Origin of the sequence: Tabrizicola sp. M-4 (assembly GCF_051132405.1) — a bacterium.
Classification (GTDB): domain Bacteria; phylum Pseudomonadota; class Alphaproteobacteria; order Rhodobacterales; family Rhodobacteraceae; genus Paragemmobacter.
The window spans coordinates 3,656,654-3,679,116 of record NZ_CP128606.1; the positions used below are offsets into that span (position 1 = coordinate 3,656,654).

Here is a 22,463-nt window from a genome sequence, read left to right on the forward strand (position 1 = left end):
GGCCCCCCTTCCCTTTTCTGCCATGTGAGGATCAGGCCACGAGGCCGCGGCGGATGCCGAACTTCTTCATCTTTTCGATCAGGGTGGTGCGGCGCAGGCGCAGGGCATCGGCGGCCTGTGCCACATTGCCCTGACGGGTATCGAGCGCGGCCTCGATCAGGGCGACCTCGATGTCGCGGATGTAGCCGCGCAGGTCGATGTCACCCATGCGGGTGAGGGCGTCGTGGAATTGCGAGGGGTCAGGCAGCGCACCCTTTTCGGCGGGGGCCGGGGGTTCGGGCATCACGACTTCGGCGCTGTCGGGGGCGGGCATTTCCATGCCGAGGAGGTTGTCGCGGACATGTCGCGCGGTGACCATTCGGCCCGGCAGCATGACGAAGGCGCGCATCAGCACGTTCTTCAATTCGCGGATGTTGCCCGGCCAAGGATAGGCCGAGAGCGCCCGGAGCGCGCCGAGGTCGAAGTGAGGCACTTCGGTCTGCGGGTTGGCGGCGGCGTGATCTTCGATCAGGCGGGCGAGGATGAGCGGGATGTCGGCGGTGCGGTCGGCAAGGCTGGGCACCGCGAGCGGGAAGACCGAGATGCGGTAGAAGAGGTCGGCGCGGAAGTCGCCCGCGGCCACGGAGGCGGTAAGGTCGCGATGTGTGGCGGTGACGAGGCGGAAATCGACCGTCTGTTCGGCGGTGCCGCCAAGGCGCTGCACCCGGCGGGTTTCGAGGACACGCAGAAGTTTCGCCTGCAGGGCGGCGGGCATGTCGCCGATCTCGTCAAGGAAGAGGGTGCCGCCGGCGGCCTGTTCGATGCGGCCCGGACGGGCGCGTTCCGCGCCGGTGAAGGCGCCCTTCTCGTGGCCGAAGAGTTCGGATTCCAGCAGCTCGGACGGGATGGCGGCGCAGTTGACGGCGACCAGTGCTCCCTTGCGGCCGGAGGCGCGGTGCAGCGCCTCGGCCACCAGTTCCTTGCCGGCACCGGTGGGGCCACGGACGAGGACGGCGGCGTCAGACGGCGCGACGGCGGCGATCATGCGCTTGAGCGTGCGCATCGGGGCGGTTTCGCCGACGATGATGTTTGCCACGATGTTTTCGGGAAGGGCCGATGAAAGCGGGGTCGTCATGGGCACAGGCTGAACAGAAAGATCACGATCAAACCAATGAGTCGTCATTAGAAACCTCCAACGGCACGTAAGGTTCACATGATAGTGACCATCGGAATCGATCAACGTGATGAGCGTCGGCCTTGTGGCGGAAAAGGGATGGCACCCCATCGAAAGGAGAGAGTCGACCCATCCCTTCGGATGTATCGTTTCCCTTTCATTTACAATGATTTGGGCAATTTCGTGCCAAGAGCCTAGGGGGAGTCGGCGAGAATTCGCCTCATCTCCTCGACCTCGGCCCAGCGGTTGCGCAGGCGGGGGGGGAGGTTCTCGGGCAGGGCGAGGCTGACGGCGGCGGCGGCGATGACCATGGGCAGGTCGGGGGGTGGCAGGCGTTCGGGTGCGGCGGGGGCTGCGGGACGCGGCGGCGGCGGGCGGTCGGCGGCGGCCTCGGCGGTGCCGCGCATGTCTTCCTCGGCCCCGTCGGCCATTGCTTCGCCCTCTTCGGCCGGGTCGTCGAAGGGGGTTTCGCCGGTGAAGCCATCGGCGGGAGGCGCTGAGGCCATGGCGAAGAGCGGTGTTCCGGCATGGGCGAGGATGCCATCGAGTTGCGTGGGAATGGCGACGAGGAGCGTGGTGCGGTTGGGCATGATCGCGCCATCGCCGGAGGGGTCGCCGTCGGTTCCGGCGAGTTCGGTCGGGGGGGCGAGGCGGAAGCTTTGCTGGGCGGCCTGAACCTTGGCGAGATAACGGCGGCCGCGTTCGGGGTTTGTGGAGTGGTAGGCGGAGGCGGCGACGTCCCAGGATTCGAGGCGGTTGTAGAGTTCCACCATGAAGCGGGCGGCATAGCGGGTGTTGCGGGCGGGATCGATCATGTCTTCGGGGCTTTCGAAGCCTGCCGAATGCCATTTCCAGTTCAACTGCATGCAGCCCACGTCGATATTCGTGACGCCGCGGGCGACCGCCTCTTTCAGATAGGCGAGCGCCTCTTCGCGGGTGTCGAAATACTTGCCCTTGCCGCCTTCGTTCAGCGTCCATGGCCATGGGGCGACGCCGCCCTTGCCATCGCCGCGACCGGCCTCGACCAGCGAGATGGCGGGGAGGAGGCCGTCGGGAAGGCCCGCCTGAGCGCCTGCTTCGGCGGCGAGGCGGGCGCAATCCTGCGCGGCGGCAAGGCCGGGCAGGAGGAGGGCAAGGGCGAAGGTGACGGCGCGGAACATGCCGCTTTCCTGCAAGGGGCGGGCCAGATCGGTACCGGATCAGCGGATGTAGTCGAACAGGGTGGTGCCGTTGATCTTGACGAAAGTCTGCTGCGCGGCCTGTTCGGTGAGCAGGAGTTGCTGCAGTTTCGTGATCGCGGCGGCGACGTCGAGATCCTGCAGGTTGGCGACGGACTGGTCGATGCGCAGCTTGCGTTCGGCAAGGACCTTGGCGTGGTCCTCGGCCAGACGGCCAAGGGCGCCGACCTCGGCCCGCTGGGCGGCGGCATGGGCGACGGCATCGTTGAAATTGCCGACCATCCGGCTGGAGGAGAGGCGTTCGGTGCGGATGAGGGTGGCAGAGGTCGTGGGAAGATCGGCCTCGTCCAGCGCGACGAAGCTGCCCACGGGTTGGCGGCCTGCGGTGGGCTGGACGAAGTTCGACAGGGTCATCGGACCGATGGCCTCGAAGATGAGGTTTTCGCCGTCGGCGGCGAGGCGTGCTGTGACGCCGGTGGTGGGGCTGGCTGCGTTGACGGCGTCGAGCAGGGGCTGCGGCGCGCCGCGCATCACCTCGGCCGAGATGGTGACGGTGCCGCCGGGACCGGTGAGGTCGAAGGAGAGTTGCACCGGGTCGCGGGTGGCGGCGGGGGAGAAGAGGCCCTTGCCCTCGACGGTGTGGTTGGGGCGGGCGTTCTGCAGCGGCAGGGTGAGCGTGGCGATGAGGTCATCGACCATCTCGAAGAGGCTGCGCCCCCCTTCCTGATCGGTGGGAACGGACATGAAGACTTCGGAACCGTTCAGGCCGGTGGCGAGGGTGGCGGTTTCGGTGAGGCGAAGGGTGGGGCGGCCCCCGTCGCCAAGGTATTCGACGCCGTTCGGGCCGTTGGCGAAGGGTTCGCCGCTGCCGAAGCCTGCGAAGAGGGGCAGGCCCATGGTGTCGCGAGAGTTTGCGACGGTGAGGAGCGCGGTGCGCAGGGCGAGCGCTTCGGAGCGGAGGCCGGCGATGCCCTCTTCGGTGAGGGTGTCGTTGGCGGCCTGAATGGCGATGGTCATGTATTCGCGGACGATGTTGCCAAGCTCTTCCATCTGCACATCGGCCTGATCGAGGCGGTCGGTGGCGAGTTGGGCGTTTTCCGTGAAACGGGCGACGGCGGCGCGCTGTTCCATGACGACGGAAAGCTGGGCCGCGCGCATGGGATCGGCGGAGGGCCGGGGGTCGTTCTTGCCGGAGGAGATCTGGGCTTGCAGGCTGGAGATATCGCCCGAAAGGCGGTTGAAGGCTTCCATCGTGATCTTGCCGGCGAGGGCGTTACCGATGCTGGCGGCCATGTGTCATGCCTTTCAGATGGAGTTGAGGAGGGTGTCGAAGAGTTCCTGAGCAACGCTCAGGACCTGTGCGGCGGCCTGATAGTTCTGTTGCAGTTCCAGAAGGCGGGCGGCCTCGGCATCGAGATCGACGGCGCCCTGTTCGGCATCGGCGCGGCGGATCGTGTCGTTCACCGCGGTGCGGGCGGAGAGGGTCTGCTTGGCGGCGCCCGCGCGGGTGCCCACTTCGGATTGCAGGTCCGAGAGGATGCGGGCGAAGCCGCCGCGACCGGTGGCGACATCGCTGAAGCGCAGGCCGAGGATCGCGTCGAGCGCGCGGCCATCGTTGCGGCCATCGGTGTTGGGCGTGAGGCGGAAGGTATCGCCGGTGTTGGGGTTGCCCGCGACCGAGATGGAGAGGCCGTCGATCACCGCACCGCGCGCGGCGTCCAGCGTGCGGGTGCCGATGGAATGCCCGGTGGCGATGTCGAAGAGGCCCACGGTGCCGGCGGTGGCATCGAGAACGCGGAGTTCCACGGCGGGAACCGCGGTGGGCGGGGGGCCTGCGGTGATGTCGCCCGCCATGCGCAGGGTGCCCGTGCCCGTCATGACGATGATGAGGTCTTCGGGCGGGAGGTTGGTAAGGTTCAGCCGCTGTCCGGCGACGGAGGAGGTGGCGGTGGCGAGGTTGATCACGCTGCCGTTGGAGGATTGCAGGACCATGTCCTCGCCGCTGACGGAAAGCGCGGTGCCGAGGGAGGAGAAGCCGGTGGCCGGGGAACCGGGAAGGACGCGGGCCGCGGCGCTGCCTGCGGGGAGTTCCAGCGTGATCGCGCCCGTGCCATCGACCGTGGCCGTGCCGGGGAAGCCGGGGGGAAGGGTGACGGTGGGGCCGGGATTGACGGTGAGCGTGTATTGGGTGGTGCCGATTTCCACCTGCATCGGCGCGGGCAGGCCGCCCGTCACGGGCTGGCCCGTCAGGCGGGTGGTGGGGTTCTGCGCTGGGGACAGGCCGAAGGCTGCCGAGGTGGTGCTGGAGGGGATCGCGATGAAGCCCGCATCGGTGGAGCCGCCATTGACCGAGATCTGCAGGCGGTTCGCGCCGTCGAAGGCGGCGGTGACGCGGCCATTCTCCGGACCCGTGACCTGCACCGCACCGCCCGTCATGCGCAGGACATAGCTTTGGCCATCCACGCTGATGGTGGTGGAGGCCCCTTCGCCGGGCAGCGTGCCGAGGGCCGCGCCGGAGAGGGTGGCGGTGGGCATCTCCTCGCGCAGCAATGTGGCAAGGCCGGAGGCCACGTCGGCGGCGGAGGCGGCCGCGTTGGTGGCGGTGTTGAGCGTGACCGAACGCCCGCCAAGGGTGAGGCTGTAATTCGTGGGTCCTGCCAGTGCCGCGCTCCCATCGGGTGATGCGGCGGAGGCGTCATAGGCGGGGTCGAAGTCGAAGGTCAGGGTGCGTTGCGCCCCGGCGGCGGCGGAGGTGGAGGTGATCAGCCCGCCCTGCAGCGCATCGGCGGCGGAGTCGATGCGGTTGCCGTCGATGGTGACGGTGAAGCCCTGCGCCTGCGTGAGCGTGACCTGACCGGAGATGCGGGCCGCCGTCTGGCCTGCGCCGAGGGTGACGGGCGCACCGGCGGCGGTGCCTGCATCGTTGGAGGGTTGCAGGGTAGCCGTTCCGCCTGCGGCATGGGTGAAGTTGGTGAGGCGGATGTCGCGGCCATCGGCCTGTGTCATCAGGAGGCGTGTGCCATCGGGGGAAAGCTGCGCGGTGATGCCCGTCGTGCCGGAGACGCCGTTGACGGCGAGGAGGAGGGAGTCGAGCCTGCCGCCGGAGACGTTGCCCGTGACCGTGAGCGGCGTGCCGTTCGCGCCTTCGAGCCGGAAGGAGACCTGACCGTCGCCCGCCACGGAGAGGCCGACGGAGGTGGAGGCATCGGCCTCCAGCCCCGGGTAGGCGGCGGTCATGATTTCGGCGAGGCGCATCGCGCTGCTGCCTGCGGGGAGAGTGAGGTTGATGGGGTTCGCGCCCGGCTGTTCCAGAAGGATGGTGCGGTCGGGGCTGGCGGCGGCCTCGAGCGAGCCGGACCATGCGACGGCAGGGGGCGGCAGGAGCGTGGCGGTCTGCAGGCCGCTGCCCTGCGTGCTGTCGAGCGAGAGGCCGCGATAGCCGCCGACGCCATCGGGGGCTTCGAGGTAATCGGTGACGTATTGCGCGCCGGGGAGGAAGCCGTTGGCGGTGGTGAAGAGAAGCGCGATGTCGGCGGCGGACATGGGGGTGCCCGCGATCTGGCGGCCTTCACGGGTGAAGATCTGGAGCGTGCCGCCCTGCCCCGCCGAAGGCGTGACGGTGGCCCCCTGCGCGTCGAGCGTGGCGGAGGTGATGTTGCCCGCGCTGCGCGAGAGGGTGAGCGCGCCGTCGGTGCCTGCGGCGGCAAGGCCGAGGGAGGCGAAGGTTTCGCCCGCGCCGGTTTCGAACTGGCCCGCTGTGAGCGCGGCGGCGAGTTGGGCGACGGTCCAGCCTGCGGGCCGGGGGCCGCCGCCTGCCAGCGTCGTGAGGTCGAAGGTATGGGGCGTGCCGTCAAGGTTGACGGTCAGGCTGGTGGTGCCGTCGACGGCGGCATCGGCAAGGGCGAAATCGGCGGTGGATTGCTGGCCGAGGCTGGCCAGCGTGGTGGCGGTGGTGCCAGCGGGGATGTAGCCCACGACGCCGGGGGAGAGCAGCGTGACGGCCCCTGCGCCGTTCGTTGCCCCGGCAAGGACGGTCGATGCCTGCGGCACGGTCGGCGGGGCGACCGTGGTGGGGGCCATGGCGACCGAGCCGGAGCCGGTATTGCCCGCGCCGGGGGCGACGAGGCTGGCCACTGCGGCGGCGAGGCTTTCGGGCACGACAGGCAGGAAGCGCATGTTGACGGCGAGGCCGTCGGTGGGGGTGAAGGTCAGGCGGTCGCCGTTGGCGGGTTCGCCTTCGATCTCAATCGTCACGCCGGGGAGGACGAGCAGGCTGGCGGCGCTGCCCAGCACGTTGCCCAGCGCATCTTCGGCCCGCCATTGGCCGAGGGCGGAGTCGTGGATCAGGGTGATGGGGCCGGTGGTCTGTTCGCCGGTGACGGTGATTTCGGCCCGTGCATAGCCTTGGTTGGTGGGGGCGCGGGACATCGTCCAGCCGCTGAGCGAGAACATGTCGCCGCCGGGTGCGCCCGTCAGGTCGATGCCTGCGGAGTGGACGGCGTTCATCTCGCCCGCGATCTTGCGCGCGAGGGCGTCGATTTCCTGCATGGCGGTGTTGATGGCGCCCAGCGCGGTGACATAGCCGCCCAGCTGGCCGGAACCGATCATGCGGCTGTCGCGGGTGGTGCCGTTGCGGTCGATGGTGAGGGTGAGGTCGGCCCCGCCCGATACGGTAAGGGCGGCGGGGCCCGTGGCATCGAGCAGGGTCGGGCCGCCGGGGGAGGTGCCGAGCGTGATGGTGGCGCGGCCCTGATCATCGAGCGCGACAGTGACGCCGAGGTTCTTCGACAGGCTGGTGAGCAGGCGGTCGCGTTCGTCATGCAGCGGGTTGAGCGAGCCGAGCGTGCCGTTGGAGGCGGTGAAGCGCTTTTGCAGTTCGTGCAGGTCGGCAAGGTCCTGCGTGGCCTGAGCGGCGGACATCTGGGCGGCGGCGAGCGTGTCTTCGCGCAGGCGGATGAGGCTTGCCGCGATGCCCTGAAAGGAGGAGGCGAGGGTGGTGCCTGCCTCGATGGCGACACGGCGAAGCGAGGTGTCGGCGGGGGAGGAGGCAAGGCTGCCGATGGCACCGAAGAAGCCTTCGAGCGCGGCGTCGATGCCGCCCGTGTTGGGCAGGAGGGTGGTTTCCACGGCCAGCGCCGCATCGACATGGACCTGCGCCGCCGTCACCTCGGAGGTGCTGGTGCGCAGGCGTTGGGCGAGGAGGGTGTCGAAGGCACGGCGGACCTGATCGATCTGCACGCCCTGCCCGCCCGTCGCCATGGTGGTGACGGTGGTTTGCGCCCCGCCGATCTGCGAGGTCTGGACATCGCGGCGGCGGTAGCCGTCGGTGTTCACGTTGGCGATGTTTTCGCCCGTGACGCCCAGCGCCGTGCGATAGACGCTGATGGCCGAGCTGGCGATGTCCATGATGTTCGACATCAGTCAGCGCTCCGATACTTGGCAATGTTGGGGGCGAATTGCCGTTCCACCGCGGCGGCGATACCGAGGCCGGTGCGGTTAGCGGAACTGCGGGCGATTTCGGCATCGAAGAGGTCGCGGGTCTTGTCCACCGCGCTGGAGCCCATGATGTCCTCGCCCAGAGAGGCGGCGCGGGCGGCCTTGAGGAATTGCACGAGGAACATCTCTTCGAAGCCCTCGGCGGCCTTGCGCAGTTCGGCGGCCTGATCGCGCTGCGGCGTCAGGGAGAAGCCTGTGGTGTTGGTGGGCCGGATTTCCATCAGATCACCACGAGTTCGGCGCGGAGCGCGCCCGCTTCGCGCAGGGCTTCGAGGATGGCGACGAGGTCGGAGGGCGCGGCGCCCACGGCGTTGATCGCATCGACGAGCGAGGCGAGCGAGACGCCGGGATCGAAGACGAAGGCGCGGTTGGCCTCTTCGGTGGCGGTGATGGCGCTGTCGGGGGTGACCACGGTTTCGCCCGGCACGACGACGGTTCCGTCGCCATTGACGACCGTGGCGCTTTGGTTGACCTGCGGGTCTTCGGAGATGGAGACGGTGAGCGAGCCGTGGGTGACGGCGGCGGGGGTGACGCGGACATGGCCGCCGATGACGACGGTGCCGGTGCGGGAATTGACCACGACGCGGGCGGCGGGGGCATCGGGGGTGACCTCGATGTTTTCCAGCATGCCCATGAAGGTGACGCGCTGGTTCGGGTCATAGGGGGCGCGGATGACAACGGAGGTGCCGTCAAGCGCGCTGGCCACGCCTTCGCCGAAGACTTCGTTCACGGCCTTGGCCACGGCGGCGGCGGTGGAGAAATCGGGGCGGTTGAGGTTAAGGATGAGATTGTCCGTCTCTTGGAACGGGGCCTGAACCATGCGTTCGACGGTGGCGCCGCGCGGGATGCGGCCCACGGTGGGGACGTTGACGGTGAGGGAGGAGCCGTCCTGCCCCTCGACCCCCAAGCCGCCGACGATGAGGTTGCCCTGCGCGATGGCGTAGATTTCCCCATCCGCGCCCATGAGGGGCGTCATCAGGAGCGTGCCGCCCTTGAGCGACTTGGCCGAGCCGACGGTGGAAACGGTCACGTCGATCACCTGACCTTCCTTCATGAAGGGCGGGAGTTCGGCCGTGACCATGACGGCAGCGGCGTTCCTGGCGTTCAGATCCGACGCCTCGACCGTGAGGCCAAGGCGGGAGATCAGGGATTGCAGCGATTGCAGCGTGAGGCCGGAATTGCCGTCGCCCGAGCCGGAGAGGCCGACGACGACCCCATAGCCCACCAGCGGGTTGGAGCGGACGCCCGCAACCGAGGTGATGTCCTTCAGGCGGTCGGCCATTGCCGCGGGGGCAAGGCCGAGCGCGAGGGCAAGGGCGAGGGCAAGCGCGCGGATCACAGCGGCGACACCGCGTCGAGGCCGCGACGCAGCCAGCCCGGGCGCGACGTGTCATGCACGGTGCCTGCGCCCACGTATTTGATCACGGCATGGGCGATGCGATCGGAGGGGATTACGTTGTCGGCGCTGATATCCTCGGGGCGGACGACGCCGGTGAGGCGGACATATTCGTTGCCATTGTTCAGGGTCAGGCGTTTCTGGCCCATCACTTCGAGCATGCCGCCGGGCAGGACGCGGACCACCTGCACGGAGAGGCGACCGGTGAGCGAGTTCGACTGCTGCGCCTGACCGCGACCGTTGAAGGATTGGTCGGTGCCGTTGTCGAGCAGGCCGTCATCGAGGCCGAGGGTCAGCGCGTCGGGCATGTCCAGCGAATAGCTGTTGGACCGGGAGCCGGAGGCGGATTGCGTCTTGGACGCCTGGAAGCGTTCCACGAATTGCACGGTGAGGATGTCGCCCACGCGTGCGGCGCGGCGGTCGGAGGCGAATATGCCGCCCGAAGAGGCGGTGTAGATGCCGCCCGTGGGGATGCGGTTGCTGTCCATGTAGCCTTCTTCCGGGTAGACCGGGGCGAAGTTCAGGGACTCTTTCTCTTCGATCTGGGTCGGCGTGCAGGCCGCTGCAGCGAGAAGGAGGGCGAGGGCCTTGAAGGGCGCGGAATTCATCGATCAGCCTCAGAGCTTGTTGGAAAGGAAGCGCATCATTTCGTCGGATGCGGAGATGGTCTTGGAGTTCACCTCGTAGGCGCGCTGGGTTTCGATCATGTCGACAAGTTCCTGCACGACATTCACGTTGGATGCCTCGAGCGAGCCCTGCACCAGCTTGCCCATGCCGTCGGCATAGGGGTTGCCGACGACGGCGGGGCCGGAGGCGGAGCTTTCGACGAGGAAGTTCTCGCCGATGGGTTCGAGGCCGCGCGGGTTGGAGAAGGAGGCCAAAGTGATCTGGCCCACCTCCTGCGCCTCGACCGCGTCGGGGAGCTGGACCGAGACGATGCCGTCGGCCGAGATGTTGATGGAGAGCGCGCCGTCGGGGATCTGGATTTCCGGCTGGATGACATAGCCGGAGGCGGTGGTCAGCGTGCCTTCGGGATTGCGCGAGAGGGTGCCGTCGCGGGTATAGGCGATGCGGCCATCGGGAAGGAGGACCTGCAGGAAGCCCTGCCCGTCGATCGCGACGTCAAGGGCGTTTTCGGTGTTCTGGAGGCTGCCCTGTTGGTAGAGCTTTTCGGTGTTCACGACGCGGACGCCGGTACCCACGGCGAGGGGCGTGGTGAGCTGCGTGCCTTCGGAGGTGGGGGAGCCTGCGGGGCGGATGTTCTGGTAGAGCAGGTTTTCGAAATTGGCGCGGTCACGCTTGAAACCCGTGGTGTTCACGTTCGCCAGGTTGTTGGCGATGACCTGCATCCGGGTTTGCTGGGCATTGAGGCCGGTCTTGGCCACATGCATCGCATCAATCGACATCGGGGGCACCTCTCGGAGTGTCTGTCACGGAGAATTCTGCAAGGCCCGTGCCAGCCGACGGCGGGGAGGCGCGCCGTTTTAGGGCGCAGCCGGAAAAAATCAGGATTCCGGCATGCGGAGGAGGCGGCTGCTGGCCTCGTCGAGTTCCTTGGCGGTGGTGATCATGCGCACGTTCAACTCGAAGGCGCGCTGCAGTTCGATGGATTTGATGAGTTCCTCGGTCGAATTGACGTTGGAGCCTTCGAGTGCGCCCTGCATGATCTTTGTCTGCTGATCGGGGGCGGGAAGCGGGGCACCGTCGACAGGGCGGATCTGCCCGTCGAGACCCTTGGTCAGTTGCAGGCCCTGCGCGCGGGTCGTGGCGATGGTGGCCACCTGCACACGTTCGCCCGGCGCGCCGTCCAGCGGTTCGATGGTGATCGCGCCGAGTTCGTTGATCATGATGTTGCGGAAGGGCGGCAGGACGATGGGTTGCAGCCCCTGATCAAGGATCGCGTCGCCGCCGCCATTGGTGAGCCGCCCCTGCGCATCGACGCGCAGGTCGCCCCGGCGGGAAAGCGCGGGGCCGCCGCCGCCCTCGTTCGGGCCGACGAAGAACCAACCGTCCTGCGCCAGCGCGAGGTCGAGCGGTTCGCCGGTGTGGTTGATGAAACCCGCCAGATCGGAGAAGGCGGCATCCTTTTCCGGGATCTGGTAGGCGCGGGATTGCAGGACGCCCAGATCCTCCATCACGAAGGTCTGGCCTTCGGGCATGATGTCGCGCCGGAAGCCGGGAACCGTCTGGTTGGCGAGGTTCTGGGCATTGGTGATCTGGCCGGCGCGGACGGCGGCCAGGCTGTTGAGCGCGGTGTGGATCAGCTTGTCCATTCAGCGGGCCTTAGCTGCGGATGTTCATGATCGTCTGCATCAGCGAAGTGGAGGTTTCCATCGCCTTGGCAGAGGCCTGATAGTTGCGCTGGGCGGAGATGAGGTTCACCAGTTCCTCGGTCAGTTCGACGTTCGACCGTTCCAGAGCGCCGCCGCGCAGGAGGCCGAAGCCTGCCGTGCCGGGGGTGCCGACGACGGGCGGGCCGGAATCGGAGGTGACGGCGAAGGTGGCCTTGCCCTGCACCTTGAGGCCCTGCGGGTTGGCGAAGTTGCACAGAACGATGCGGCCCATCGCGATACGGCCCATGTCGCCATAGGTGGCCCAGATCGCGCCCGTGCCATCGAGTTCGAGGTTGGTCAGGCTGCCTGCCGCCGCGCCATTATGGCTTGCCGAGGCGACGGAGAAGGGTTGGTTGGTGATGGTGGAACCCGCAAGGTTCACGGCAAGGCCGTTGGTGCCGAAGTTGAGCGTGCCACCCGCCGTGATGTTGCCGTCGATGTCGAAGGTCACCTGCGGGAGGATGGCGGGGTTGGTCGGGGTGACCTCGGTGCCTTCGATCATCAGGCGGAGTTCGAAGATCGTGTCGGTGTTCACGGCGTCGGGGCTTTGCATCTTGATGAAATAGGCCTCGGCCTCGACCGGGGTGCCGTTGTCGCCATACATCGGGATCACGGTACGGACGGCATAGGTCGTGGGATCGGCGGCGTTGAAGGCGACGCCCGGCGGGACAGCGGCCTGCTGTCCGAGCATGGCGTCATCGGAGGGCAGGTTCACGTCGAGATTCACGATGGAAGAGGCGACCGGCAGCCCGCGCGTAAGCGGGATCTGCAGCGGGATCGCCTGCGAAAGCTGGTTCGTCAGCGGTTGGCCGTTGAGGCCAACGGGCCAGCCAAGCAGCGAGTCGCCCGATGCGTTCACCACGTTGCCAGTGGCATCCATGTTGAAGGCGCCCGAACGGGTATAGCGCACCTCGCCCGCCGCGCCGTTTTCATCGGTGGTGTTCTGGATGGCGAAGAAGCCCTGCCCTTCGATCGCGATGTCGAGCAGGTTGCCGGTGGTCACCACGTTGCCCTGCGTGAAGTCCTGCGCCACGCGCTGCACCTGCACGCCCGAGCCGATGGCCGTGCGCTGGTTCGAGAAGGGGGAGGAGGAGAAGACGTCCGCGAATTCCACCCGGCTGGAGCGGAAGCCCACGGTGCCGACATTGGCGATGTTGTGGGAGGTGGCGGAGATGTCGGCTTGGGCGGCCATCAGGCCGGACAGGGCGGTACTCATCGACATGGGGTTTTCCTCGGGTCTGGCAGACGTGGACTTGGAAAGTTAACGGAAGGCTTCGACTTCGAGCGCGTTGAGGGCGCCGTAGTCTTCGATGTTCAGGGTCATTTCCTTGCCGCCGCTGCCGCTGCTGGCGGAGAGGACTTTGGCAAAGACGGAGGGGCCGACGGGCGCGGTGCCGTCGGAGGTGGTGGCGGAGACGCTGATGCGGACCGGGGTCCGCGCCTCGGCCATCCCGGCGGGCAGGTTGGACCAAGAGAAGCCCATCAGCCCTGCGGATTGGTTGGCGAAGGTTTCAGTGTGCAGAAGCTCTCCGGTCGCGGCGTTCGAATAGCTGACGACGACCGAGCTTGCATCCTTGGGCAGATCGACGACGCCGTTGATGGTGCCATCGGCCCCGGCGCGGGCGATGTTGCCGGGGACCAGCACCTCGTGGCCCAGAAGGTTGGCGGCGGTGGAGATGCGGAAATCGCGCATGCCCTCGCCAAGGGTGGACAGGGTTTCGTTGACCTTCTCGATCCCGCCGACGGTGGAGAATTGCGCGAGTTGCGCGAGGAATTCCCCGTTCTCCATCGGCTGGAGCGGGTCCTGGTTCTTCAACTGGGCGAGCATGAGGGTAAGGAAATCGCTTTGGCCCAGCGCGGCGCTGGTGGCCGTGGTGGTGGCGGTCGCGGCATTTGCAGAGGCGGCGCTGCTGGTTTTCGTGGTGGTCAAGGCACCTGTGGTGGCATCGAAGTTCAGCATGGCGATCCTTTCAGGGCACGGGCAAGGCGGTGGGCGTCATCGGGCGGCGTCATTGGCCCATCTGCAGGGTTCGTGCCATCAGCGTGCGGAGGGTGGACATGGTTTCCAGCGTGTTCTGGTACTGGCGGCTGGCCTCGACCATTTCGACCATCTCTTCCTCGGTGTTGACGGCGGCGGCATAGACGAAGCCATCAGCATCGGCGGCGGGATGGTCGGGGCGGAATTGCTTGGCGGGTTCGCGGTCCAGCATGACCACCTCTTGCACGGTGGCGGTGGAAAGGCCGTCATTGGCGCGGGAGAATTCGGTTTCGAAGACCGGACGCAGGGCGCGGAAGGCGTCTTCGGGATTGGTCGAGACGGTGCTGGCATTGGCGAGGTTGGAGGCGACCGTGTTCATGCGCACCATCTGCGCGGCCATGGCGCGGGCACCGACGTCGAAGACGTTGCGGATCTCGGTCATCGTCATTCCCCTTTGATTGCGGTCATCAGGCCGGAAATGCGGCGGTTGAGGAGTTGCAGGCTGGTCTGGTAGCGCAGGGTGTTCTCGGCGAATTCCATCTGCTCCACCGCGATTTCGACCGTGTTGCCGTCGAGCGACGAGTTGAGAGGCACGCGGTAGCCGAGGTTGCCTTCGGCGAAGGTGCCGCCGAGGTGCCGGGCATCGGTGCGGGCAAGGCCCGCATCCCCGGTGGCGCGGGCGAGTTCGGATTCGAAGTCGAAATCGCGGGCCTTGAAATTGGGGGTGGCGGCGTTGGCGATGTTGGAGGCGATGATCTCGCCGCGCTTTTCGCGCAGCATCAGAGATTGGGCGTGCAGGCCTATCGAATCCGCAAAGCTGACCGTCATTGTCCTTGACCTTCGGTTTTTCGGGGGAATCCCGGCTTTCAGGCCGGAGCGTTGCAAGGGGCGTGCCAAGTGGCATGGACCGGTGGTTGGGATTGTGAACGGGGAGGGGGCCGTGGGGGCTGCACGCAAGCTGACGCCGTTGAAGACGATGAGCCGGGCCTTGGTGAAGGCCGTGGCGCGGCTTGACCCCGATGAGGCGGTGGCGCGGCTGGCGGCCTATCACGCGGCGGAACCGCCGGGGATGCGGCGGAGGGCGCTGCTGGCGGCGCGGATCGAGTTGATCCGCAAGGCGATGGAGGCCCCGCCGAAGCCGGTGGTCGCGGTCGTGGCGGAGCCGGAACCCGTGCCGGTGGTGGAACCGCCGCCGCCCGTGGTGATCGTGCCGCCGAAGCCCATGTCGAAGGGTGTGGTGACGTCGATCAATCTGGATGACGTGGCGAAGATGCTGATGGCGGCCCCGGAACCAGAGCCGGAAGCCGCGCCCGAGCCGGAGGCCCCTTCAGGCGCGGTGGCGATGCAGGATGTCGCAGCGGCTTTTACAGCGCTGGATTGGGGCGATGCGGCCGAGCAGGTGGAGGTTTCCGCCGATGGGGAGGCCGCGCTTTGGGCGGACCTGACGGGCAGCGGTGGCGGAAGCGGCCTGTCGAACCCGGAGATGGCCGGTTCCGCCCCCGGCACCGCCCGGCCCGGCCGCGAGAAGGCCGGGGCGATGGACCTCTCGGCGGCCTTCGCCGCATTGGGAGGCGCTGAGGCGGAAGAGTCCCCGCCCGAAACGGTGGAGGAGAAGCCCGCAGCCTTCGACCTTGCCGCGCAGTTCGCAGCGATGGGACTGGAGGAGGCCGTCGAGGCCTCTGCCCCGGTGGCCGGGATGGATACGGCCTTTGCGCTGTTGGGCGATCTGGAGTACGCGCCGGAGGTGGCAGAGGACGTGCCCGCTGCGATGGACCTTGCCGCCCAGTTCGCTGAGATGGAGGAGGTGGCAGCCGTTGAGGCGGAGGCCGTCGAGGCCCCTGCCCCGGTGGCCGGGATGAATGCGGCCTTTGCGCTGCTGGGCGATCTGGAGGGAGCGCCGGAGGTGGCAGAGGACGCGTCCGCTGCGATGAACCTTGCCGCCCAGTTCGCTGAGATGGAGGAGGCGACAGCCGTTGAGGCGGAGGCCGTCGAGGCCTCTGCCCCGGTGGCCGGGATGGATGCGGCCTTTGCGCTGCTGGGCGATCTGGAGGGCGCGCCGGAGGTGGCGGAGGACGCGCCCGCTGCGATGGACCTTGCCGCCCAGTTCGCTGAGATAGAGGAGGTGACAGCCGTCGAGGCGGATGACGCGGAGGCCCCTGCCCCGGTGGCCGGGATGAATGCGGCATTTGCGCTGCTGGGCGATCTGGAGGGCGCGCCGGAGGTGGCAGAGGACGCGCCCGCTGCGATGAACCTTGCCGCCCAGTTCGCTGAGATAGAGGAGGTGACAGCCGTTGAGGCGGATGACGCGGAGCCCCCTGCCCCGGTGGCCGGGATGGATACGGCCTTTGCGCTGTTGGGCGATCTGGAGGGAGCGCCGGAGGTGGCGGAGGGCGCGCCCGCTGCGATGGACCTTGCCGCCCAGTTCGCTGAGATGGAGGAGGTGACAGCCGTCGAGGCGGATGCCGTCGAGGCCCATGCCCCGGTGGCCGGGATGGATGCGGCATTTGTGCTGCTGGGCGATCTGGAGGGAGCGCCGGAGGTGGCGGAGGAAGCCCCTGCTGCGATGGACCTTGCCGCCCAGTTCGCTGAGATGGAGGAGGTGGCAGCCGTCGAGGCGGATGACGCGGAGGCCCCTGCCCCGGTGGCGGGGATGGATGTGCCGCAGGTGCCCGATCTGGTGGAGGCGACTGCCGGGAGCGGCGACGGGGAACGGGGCGGCTTGGAGGCGGGCGGCCCCACAGGCAGCGCGCCGGAGACGCCCCTTCTTGACGAGGACGGGGTGGAGTTGAGCGCGCTGCAACTGGCCATGCTGCGGCGGGCGCAACGGCGGGCGGCGGAGGGCTGAGCCCTACTCAGCCCCTGCCAGCGCGAGGGAAAGGCCGTTCTCTCGCAATTCCTTGACCGTGCGAGGCAGGATGCGGCGGGCGGCATCGAGTTCCTGCGCGGCGGTTGCCGCATCATTGGCAAGGGCTGCCTTTTCGTAGCGGGCAAGCGCACCGTGCAGGCCCGCAAGGCCGATGGCAGCCGCGGCCCCTGCCGTCTTGTGCGCGGCCTTTGCGGCCTCGGCGTAACTGCCGGTCTGGGCGAAGGCGTCGAGTTGCGGCAGGAGCGACTCCGTCTCTGTCAGCAGGCGGTCGGCGATGCGTTCGACGAATTCGCGGCCCATCTCCTCGACCGTTTCGTGGAAGACCTCGGGGTTGAGGACGGAGGGTTCGGCAGGCGTCTCGGGCGCGGGTTCGGCGGGCTTGGGACCGGAGCCGTTGGCGTGGTTGGCGATGATCGTCATCAGCGCACTCCTCGTGACGGGTTTGACAAGGACGTCGGTCATTCCTGCGGCAAGGAATTCAGGCACCTTGTCGGGGCTGGCATTGGCAGTGACGCCGATGATGGGAATGTCGCGGCATGCGCCTTCGGCGCGGATGCGGCGCGTGGCCTCGACCCCGTCCATGCGCGGCATGGAGATATCGGTCAGGATCATGTCGAAGCGGGTGGTGGCCGTCTTTTCGATGGCCTCGATGCCGTCGACGGCATTGGTGACTGTATGGCCACGCAGGCGCAGCATCTCGGTCAGGAGGAGGCTGTTGATCGGGTTGTCCTCGACCACGAGGATGTGGAGCGCGAGCGGTTCCTCGTCGCCGCCGGCACGGGCGGTGCTGGACTGGCTGGCCTCTTGCGCGAGGGGGAGGGTGACTTCGAAGGTGAAGGTGCTGCCCTTGCCGAGGGCGGAGGTGACGTGGATGGAGCCGCCCATAGCCTCGGCCGAGAGCTTGGCGATGCCGAGACCCAGACCGGTGCCCTCGCGCATGCGGGCATAGGAGGCATCGAGCGTTTCGAAGTTGTGGAAGATGCGTTCAAGATCGTCCTCGGCGATGCCGATGCCTGTATCGACCACGTCGATGACCATATGCAACTGGCGGCCGTCGCCCACGCGTTCGCCGCGCAAGCGCAGGGTGACGGTGCCGGCGTCAGTGAACTTGATCGCATTGCCGACGAGGTTGTAGAGGACGCGCAGGAAAAGCTGGCGCGGGGCATGGACCCTCGGCAGGGGTTCGGGCGGTTCCTCGAAGCGCAGGTCGTTGCCGCGCTTGGTGGCGTGCGGCTGGTTCTGCAGCATGAGGTCGCGCATGATCTGCACGGGCGAGAAATCGGACACCTGATAGCTGGCAGATTCCTCGGATCCAAGCCGGGTGAGTTCCAGCACGTTGTTGACCTGATCCAGCGCCGCCCAGCCGCAGGAGAGGACGATTTCCGACAGCCAGTTCTGGCGTTCACTGAGTTCGGTCGAGGTCTGGAGCAGTTCCGCCGCTGCGATGAGGCCGTTGAGCGGGGTGCGCATCTCGTGGCTCATGACGGCGAGGAAGCGGGACTTCGCCTCTTCGCCCTTGAGCGCGTCGTTGCGGGCCTTGCGGAGGTTTTCCTCGCGTTCCAGTCGTTCGGTGATGTCGCGCAGGAAGGCGATGAACATGGGGCCACCATTTGCGCCCTGTGCCTCGGTCAGGGCGACCTCGACCTGCATCTCGCGCCCGCTGCTGTGGCGGGCGACCATCTGCAGGCGGCCATCCTGCAGATCGGGCGAGTTGGTGCGCATCTTGTTGTAGAGCGTGGCGAGCGGGTCTTCGTCCCCCTCGCTGCCCAGCATGTCGGACATGCGGACGGTGCGGCATTCGTCGCGTTTGCGGCCGAAGAGGTTTTCTGCGGCGGTGTTGCAATCTGTGACCTGGCCGCGGAAATCGGTGATCACCACCGCGTCGAGCGAGGCCTCGATCGTGGCGCGCAGGTTGTGGACGGCGCGTTCGGTGGTGGCGGAGCGCTGCCCCTGCGCGCGGTTCTGCAGGATGATGACGAGCGAGAGCCCCGCCATCAGGCCAAGGAGGCCCAAGGAGGCGGCGGCGAAGACCTGCAGCGAGCGGCGCAATTCGCCGCGCCGGGCATCGCCGATTTCCATCAGCGATTGCAGCGAGGAGACGACATGTGTGCGCACGGTATCGGAGACCGTCTCCATCTCGTCGCGCAGGGCGGGCACGGCGGCGGCGAGGGCGGCATCGTCGCTGTCGATGACGGGAGTGATGCGGTCGAAGAAGGCCCCTTCGGACCAAAGTTCCTGACGCAGCGCCTCGTTGATCGGCAGGCCGATCAGGCGGTCGGAGCGGGAGAGGATGTTGAAGCGGCTGTAGAAGATGTCGAAGGCGAGGCGGAGGTCGTCGAGCGCCTCGGGGTCGCCGGGGTTTTCGTCGGCGACAATCACGGCGCGCTGGAGTTTCAGGGTGTCCACCTCGACCTGCGCCATGGTCCAGGTGACGTTGTCGCTGTCGACGGAGGAGGAGCGGTCGAGTTCTTGGTCGATCTTGGTGAAAACGAAGGCCATCGCGCCGAGGGTGGCGAAGAAGGTGATCCCCAGAATCAGATGCCTCACCCGCACTGCGGCGCGGGCGAGGCGTGTTTCCTGAAGGGCTTCGTCAAAAAACTGGCTCATTCCGGGTTCCGGCAGGATGCGCCACGCCCGACATGAGCGGAGCGCCGGGGATCATTCGGAGATCGTCAATCCCGCAAGTTGCCAGATGCTGTAGCCGTAGACCAGTTCGGACTGGTACTTTTCGCCTGCATCATAGGGGAAAACGATCCAGAGGGGGCCCTTGTCGCGGCGGGAGAAGGGTTCGCCGTCGATGTGGTAGGCGATGATCGGCACTTCGTCCTCGATCGCGTCGATCGGGATTTCCACGCTGTAGCTGTTCAGCGCGGTCGCCGTTATCATGCCGCCGGTCGCGCCGACCGCATCGAGCACGGCCTTGAGCGGCACGCCTTCGAAGCGGTGCGAGCCTTCGGTCCAGGTCGTGTGGGTGTCGAAGCCCGATTTGGGCAGCGCCATCAACATGTCCATGTCAAAGGCTGCGCCTTCTGGGCTGTTCGATTCGGCGATGTTGCCGCCGACGGTGAGGACGACCTCGCCCTTGGGCGCGGCGATTTCCGCCTGCGCGGGGAGAATCGCCATGGCGGCGGAGAACATGGAAAAGGCCGCGATGCGGCCGAAGGTTGCGGTCGGGATCATCATCCACTCCGAAAGGAACAAACTGGCGGGAAAGATACCGAAACCCGAAGTTTTCTCTATTCCAATTACGGATGCATACCCATCCCAAAGTATGGTACGATCTCTACTTAGTCGGGATTTTGTCTTGTGGAATTGTATTACGAACCGAAGCCCGTATCCTTGGCGGCATCAGGTAACGGCCTTTCGGCGGCCCATGCCCCGTTGATCGACCTTAGCCGATCTGCGAACGGCAGAAAAGAGTGGAGAGAACAACCATGAGCATTATTGGCGGGGCGGGGGCAGACAAGATTCGCATCCTGATTGCCGATGACCATGAGATGGTTCTGGACGTCTTTGCGATGTATCTGTCCTCGGCGCCCGACATGGCGGTGACGACGGGCAAGACGCTGGACGAGGCGGTGGAGCATATCGCATCGGACGGGCCGTTCGATGTCGTACTTCTTGACCTGAACATGCCGGGGATGAACGGTGTGGCGGGGCTGCGGAAGGCGATCAAGATGAACGGTGGCAAGCCCGTGGCAATCATCACCGGTAACCCGACGCCGCGCATGCTGGACGAGATCATGAATGCGGGGTCGTCGGGGATCGTGCTGAAGACGACGGGCGTGCGGTCGCTGGCGAACGCCATCCGCTTCATGCATGCGGGCGAGCATTACATGCCGCTGGAACTGGTGCGCGAGCGGCACAATGCGGGGCGGCAGACCAAGAACGGGCGGCTGTCGGACAAGGAGATGATGGTCCTGTCCTATCTGGCCGAAGGCAAGCAGAACAAGGAAATCGCCAACGACCTGAAGCTGGCGGAGCCGACGATCAAGATGCATGTCACGAGCATCTGCAAGAAGTTGAGCGCGTCGAACCGGACGCAGGCCGTGATCGTGGCGCGGGATCTGGGGTTGATCTGAGGCGCTTCTTGCTGGCGTCGCCGGGGGGCTGTCTGCCCCCCGCGGCGCGTGCCGCGCCTCCCCCCGAGGGTATTTGAGCCAAGACGAAGATCAGGCCGCTTCCGGGTTCGGGGGCGGGTTTTTCTGTCTTTCGCGGATCGAGATGTAGGTCGCGCAGGCGATGAGGATGGCGACGCCGAAGAACGTCCAGCCGTCGGGGAAATCCCCGAAGAACCACCAGCCCACGACGGTGGCCATGACCATTTCCGTATAGGCGAGGGGGGCGAGGAGCGAGGCCTCGGCATGGTCGTAGGCGCGGACGATGAGGTAGTGGCCGACGGTGGCGATCAGGCCGATGAGGAAGAGGAGGCCCCATTGGGCGGGGGTCGGCGCCTCCCACAGGGTCAGGACGGCGAGGGTGGTGAGGATCGTGCCCATGAGGCTGGTGTGGAAGGTCGTCACCATCGCGGGGGCGGTGCCGGAGATGCGGCGGGTCATGGCGAAGTAGAGCGCGAGGGAGGCGCCTGCGCCCAGCGCGAGGAGGGTGCCGGGGTTCAACTCGGTAAATCCGGGGCGGATGATGATGAGGGTTCCTACGAAGCCCACGGCGACAGCGGCCCAGCGGCGGGGGCCGACTTTCTCGCCAAGGATGAAGGGAGAGATGGCGGTGAGGATCAGGGGCTGGACGAAGAAGATCGCCAGCGCGTCGGCGATGGGGAGGTATTTGAGCGCAGAGAAGAAGAGGAAGGTGGCGGCCACGAGGAGGGCCGCGCGGAGGGTGTGGTAGGCGGGGCGGTCTGGGAGGACTGCGCGGGGACCGCCGTGGTTCAGGGTGAAGGGCAGTGTGAGGAGGGCGCCGAAGGCCATCCGCGCCCAGACGATTTGCAGGATGGGCATGCCTTGGTTGCCCAGCGTCTTTGCCACCACATCGAGGAAGGGCAGCACCGCCATCGCGCCGAGCATGAGGGCGATGCCGATGATCGTGCGGGGTTTCTGCGCGTCCATCAGGGATGGGTAGCGGGTGGGGGCGGGGAAGCCAAGGGGGGCTGCGGCGCGGGGGTGCGGCGGAGCCAGTCGGCCACGAAATTCGCGGCTGTTCCTGCGCGGAGGGGGCGGTCAGACCAGAGGCGGAGGCCTCGGTTGAGGGTCAGTTTCTGGGGGAAGGGGGCGGTCAGGCGGCCGTCGTGCAGATGGTTGGCGACGAGGGTTTCGTGGCCAATGAGGAGGCCTGCGCCGTTGACGCATTCCTCCACCGCCAGCGCATAGAGGGAGAAGGTGGGACCCTGGGGGATGGGCGGCGGGTCGGGGAGGGTTTGGGACCAGAGGTGCCAGTCGTCCGACCATGTGGCGTCGGAGAGGCAGGGGTGGTTGGCGATGTCCTGCGGCGAGGTCAGGCGGGCGGCGAGGGAGGGGGCGCAGACGGGGAAGATGGTGTCGGGCGTCAGGCGACCTTCGGGGGTGTCGGAGAAAAAGAGCGAGAGGTCGTAGGGGCTGCGTTTCAGGTTCGGGGGGTGTTCGAGGGCGGTTATGGAGACGGTGATCTCGGGCGCTGCTGCGCGGAGGGCGGGGAGGCGGGGGGAGAGCCAGAGTTGCGCGATGGCGGGGAGGGTGGCGATGTGGACCGTCCTCGGCGCGGCGGCGGCGCGGAGGTCGTTGACGGCTTGGCCGAGGGCGTCGAAGGCCTGCGTGAATTGCGGGAGGGCTTGCTGGCCGAGCGGGGTGAGGCGGACGCCGCGCGGGGTGCGGGTGAAGAGGGGCGCGCCGAGGGTTTGTTCCAGTTGTTTGATGTGGGCCGTGACGGCGCCGGGGGTGACGCCGAGTTCCTGCGCGGCGGCGGCGAAGCCGTATAGGCGGGCGGCTGCCTCGAAGGCGCGCAGCGCGGTGAGGGGGAGGTCCTTGGGGCGGGGTGGGGAGACGGGCATTTTTGAGCCTTAACTTTTCTGAGCCTAGGTTTTCGCAAAACTGGTTTGCGGGCAAGGGCGGATCGATGGTGGGATCGGGG

Annotated in this window: 19 protein-coding genes; 2 read left to right on the forward strand and 17 right to left on the reverse strand. The window is 67.2% G+C overall.

What is annotated here, in order from left to right:
- Positions 1-31: 31 nt before the first annotated feature.
- The 13 genes from TabM4_RS17890 to flgB all read right to left on the reverse strand — a co-directional run bounded on the left by TabM4_RS17890 (position 32) and on the right by flgB (position 14,362).
- Positions 32-1,114 (reverse strand): sigma-54 interaction domain-containing protein, encoded by a 1,083-nt coding sequence (locus TabM4_RS17890; protein ID WP_434615508.1) that lies wholly within the window; start codon positions 1,112-1,114, stop codon positions 32-34.
- 233 nt (positions 1,115-1,347) lie between these two features.
- A complete protein-coding gene (locus TabM4_RS17895; protein WP_434615511.1) occupies positions 1,348-2,313 on the reverse strand; it encodes a transglycosylase SLT domain-containing protein in 966 nt (321 codons plus the stop codon).
- Positions 2,314-2,352: 39 nt separating this feature from the next.
- Positions 2,353-3,624 carry a flagellin gene (locus tag TabM4_RS17900; RefSeq protein WP_434615513.1) on the reverse strand — a complete coding sequence of 424 codons (1,272 nt, stop codon included), beginning with the start codon at positions 3,622-3,624 and terminating at the stop codon, positions 2,353-2,355.
- Positions 3,625-3,636: 12 nt separating this feature from the next.
- Entirely contained in the window at positions 3,637-7,749 is a 4,113-nt protein-coding gene (locus TabM4_RS17905) for a FlgK family flagellar hook-associated protein (RefSeq protein WP_434615516.1), read from the reverse strand.
- Positions 7,749-8,048 carry a rod-binding protein gene (locus tag TabM4_RS17910; RefSeq protein WP_434615519.1) on the reverse strand — a complete coding sequence of 100 codons (300 nt, stop codon included), beginning with the start codon at positions 8,046-8,048 and terminating at the stop codon, positions 7,749-7,751. The genes TabM4_RS17905 and TabM4_RS17910 overlap by 1 nt, the downstream gene beginning before the upstream one ends.
- Positions 8,048-9,109, reverse strand: coding sequence for a flagellar basal body P-ring protein FlgI (locus TabM4_RS17915; RefSeq protein WP_434622161.1), 1,062 nt, complete (start codon positions 9,107-9,109; stop codon positions 8,048-8,050). The genes TabM4_RS17910 and TabM4_RS17915 overlap by 1 nt, the downstream gene beginning before the upstream one ends.
- A gap of 53 nt (positions 9,110-9,162) precedes the next feature.
- On the reverse strand, positions 9,163-9,831 hold the full coding sequence (locus TabM4_RS17920; RefSeq protein ID WP_434615521.1) for a flagellar basal body L-ring protein FlgH: 669 nt from the start codon (positions 9,829-9,831) through the stop codon (positions 9,163-9,165).
- 9 nt (positions 9,832-9,840) lie between these two features.
- Positions 9,841-10,629: a flagellar basal-body rod protein FlgG gene (gene flgG, locus TabM4_RS17925; RefSeq protein WP_434615524.1), complete on the reverse strand. Its 789-nt coding sequence runs from the start codon at positions 10,627-10,629 to the stop codon at positions 9,841-9,843.
- A 99-nt stretch (positions 10,630-10,728) separates the two neighbouring features.
- Positions 10,729-11,496 carry a flagellar basal body rod protein FlgF gene (locus tag TabM4_RS17930; protein WP_434615527.1) on the reverse strand — a complete coding sequence of 256 codons (768 nt, stop codon included), beginning with the start codon at positions 11,494-11,496 and terminating at the stop codon, positions 10,729-10,731.
- A 10-nt stretch (positions 11,497-11,506) separates the two neighbouring features.
- On the reverse strand, positions 11,507-12,778 hold the full coding sequence (locus TabM4_RS17935; RefSeq protein ID WP_434615530.1) for a flagellar hook protein FlgE: 1,272 nt from the start codon (positions 12,776-12,778) through the stop codon (positions 11,507-11,509).
- A 39-nt stretch (positions 12,779-12,817) separates the two neighbouring features.
- On the reverse strand, positions 12,818-13,516 hold the full coding sequence (locus TabM4_RS17940; protein WP_434615533.1) for a flagellar hook assembly protein FlgD: 699 nt from the start codon (positions 13,514-13,516) through the stop codon (positions 12,818-12,820).
- A gap of 49 nt (positions 13,517-13,565) precedes the next feature.
- On the reverse strand, positions 13,566-13,976 hold the full coding sequence (gene flgC, locus TabM4_RS17945) for a flagellar basal body rod protein FlgC (protein WP_434615536.1): 411 nt from the start codon (positions 13,974-13,976) through the stop codon (positions 13,566-13,568).
- 2 nt (positions 13,977-13,978) lie between these two features.
- A complete protein-coding gene (gene flgB, locus TabM4_RS17950; RefSeq protein ID WP_434615539.1) occupies positions 13,979-14,362 on the reverse strand; it encodes a flagellar basal body rod protein FlgB in 384 nt (127 codons plus the stop codon).
- Positions 14,363-14,474: 112 nt separating this feature from the next.
- On the opposite strand from flgB, the gene TabM4_RS17955 reads away from it, so the two are divergent.
- The gene (locus TabM4_RS17955) at positions 14,475-16,379 is read left to right on the forward strand and encodes a hypothetical protein (protein WP_434615542.1); all 1,905 of its coding nucleotides are present in this window, start codon (positions 14,475-14,477) and stop codon (positions 16,377-16,379) included.
- 3 nt (positions 16,380-16,382) lie between these two features.
- Here TabM4_RS17955 and TabM4_RS17960 read toward each other — a convergent pair whose 3' ends face one another.
- On the reverse strand, positions 16,383-19,007 hold the full coding sequence (locus tag TabM4_RS17960; RefSeq protein WP_434615545.1) for a response regulator: 2,625 nt from the start codon (positions 19,005-19,007) through the stop codon (positions 16,383-16,385).
- Positions 19,008-19,058: 51 nt separating this feature from the next.
- Complete coding sequence (locus TabM4_RS17965; protein ID WP_434615548.1) at positions 19,059-19,583, reverse strand: molybdopterin-dependent oxidoreductase; 525 nt, start codon at positions 19,581-19,583, stop codon at positions 19,059-19,061.
- A 251-nt stretch (positions 19,584-19,834) separates the two neighbouring features.
- Between TabM4_RS17965 and TabM4_RS17970 the strand changes: the two genes are divergently transcribed.
- A complete protein-coding gene (locus TabM4_RS17970) occupies positions 19,835-20,482 on the forward strand; it encodes a LuxR C-terminal-related transcriptional regulator (protein WP_434615551.1) in 648 nt (215 codons plus the stop codon).
- A gap of 90 nt (positions 20,483-20,572) precedes the next feature.
- Here TabM4_RS17970 and TabM4_RS17975 read toward each other — a convergent pair whose 3' ends face one another.
- Positions 20,573-21,466 (reverse strand): DMT family transporter, encoded by an 894-nt coding sequence (locus TabM4_RS17975; protein ID WP_434615554.1) that lies wholly within the window; start codon positions 21,464-21,466, stop codon positions 20,573-20,575.
- Positions 21,466-22,383 (reverse strand): LysR family transcriptional regulator, encoded by a 918-nt coding sequence (locus tag TabM4_RS17980; protein ID WP_434615557.1) that lies wholly within the window; start codon positions 22,381-22,383, stop codon positions 21,466-21,468. The genes TabM4_RS17975 and TabM4_RS17980 overlap by 1 nt, the downstream gene beginning before the upstream one ends.
- Between the last annotated feature and the right edge of the window lie 80 nt (positions 22,384-22,463).

Coding starts and splice junctions, on each gene's coding strand:
- TabM4_RS17890 (WP_434615508.1), bottom strand. CDS start 1,114: ATGACGACCCCGCTTTCATCGGCCCTTCCCGAAAACATCGTGGCAAAC.
- TabM4_RS17895 (WP_434615511.1), bottom strand. CDS start 2,313: ATGTTCCGCGCCGTCACCTTCGCCCTTGCCCTCCTCCTGCCCGGCCTT.
- TabM4_RS17900 (WP_434615513.1), bottom strand. CDS start 3,624: ATGGCCGCCAGCATCGGTAACGCCCTCGCCGGCAAGATCACGATGGAA.
- TabM4_RS17905 (WP_434615516.1), bottom strand. CDS start 7,749: ATGTCGAACATCATGGACATCGCCAGCTCGGCCATCAGCGTCTATCGC.
- TabM4_RS17910 (WP_434615519.1), bottom strand. CDS start 8,048: ATGGAAATCCGGCCCACCAACACCACAGGCTTCTCCCTGACGCCGCAG.
- TabM4_RS17915 (WP_434622161.1), bottom strand. CDS start 9,109: ATGGCCGACCGCCTGAAGGACATCACCTCGGTTGCGGGCGTCCGCTCC.
- TabM4_RS17920 (WP_434615521.1), bottom strand. CDS start 9,831: ATGAATTCCGCGCCCTTCAAGGCCCTCGCCCTCCTTCTCGCTGCAGCG.
- flgG (WP_434615524.1), bottom strand. CDS start 10,629: ATGTCGATTGATGCGATGCATGTGGCCAAGACCGGCCTCAATGCCCAG.
- TabM4_RS17930 (WP_434615527.1), bottom strand. CDS start 11,496: ATGGACAAGCTGATCCACACCGCGCTCAACAGCCTGGCCGCCGTCCGC.
- TabM4_RS17935 (WP_434615530.1), bottom strand. CDS start 12,778: ATGTCGATGAGTACCGCCCTGTCCGGCCTGATGGCCGCCCAAGCCGAC.
- TabM4_RS17940 (WP_434615533.1), bottom strand. CDS start 13,516: ATGCTGAACTTCGATGCCACCACAGGTGCCTTGACCACCACGAAAACC.
- flgC (WP_434615536.1), bottom strand. CDS start 13,976: ATGACCGAGATCCGCAACGTCTTCGACGTCGGTGCCCGCGCCATGGCC.
- flgB (WP_434615539.1), bottom strand. CDS start 14,362: ATGACGGTCAGCTTTGCGGATTCGATAGGCCTGCACGCCCAATCTCTG.
- TabM4_RS17960 (WP_434615545.1), bottom strand. CDS start 19,007: ATGAGCCAGTTTTTTGACGAAGCCCTTCAGGAAACACGCCTCGCCCGC.
- TabM4_RS17965 (WP_434615548.1), bottom strand. CDS start 19,583: ATGATGATCCCGACCGCAACCTTCGGCCGCATCGCGGCCTTTTCCATG.
- TabM4_RS17970 (WP_434615551.1), top strand. CDS start 19,835: ATGAGCATTATTGGCGGGGCGGGGGCAGACAAGATTCGCATCCTGATT.
- TabM4_RS17975 (WP_434615554.1), bottom strand. CDS start 21,466: ATGGACGCGCAGAAACCCCGCACGATCATCGGCATCGCCCTCATGCTC.
- TabM4_RS17980 (WP_434615557.1), bottom strand. CDS start 22,383: ATGCCCGTCTCCCCACCCCGCCCCAAGGACCTCCCCCTCACCGCGCTG.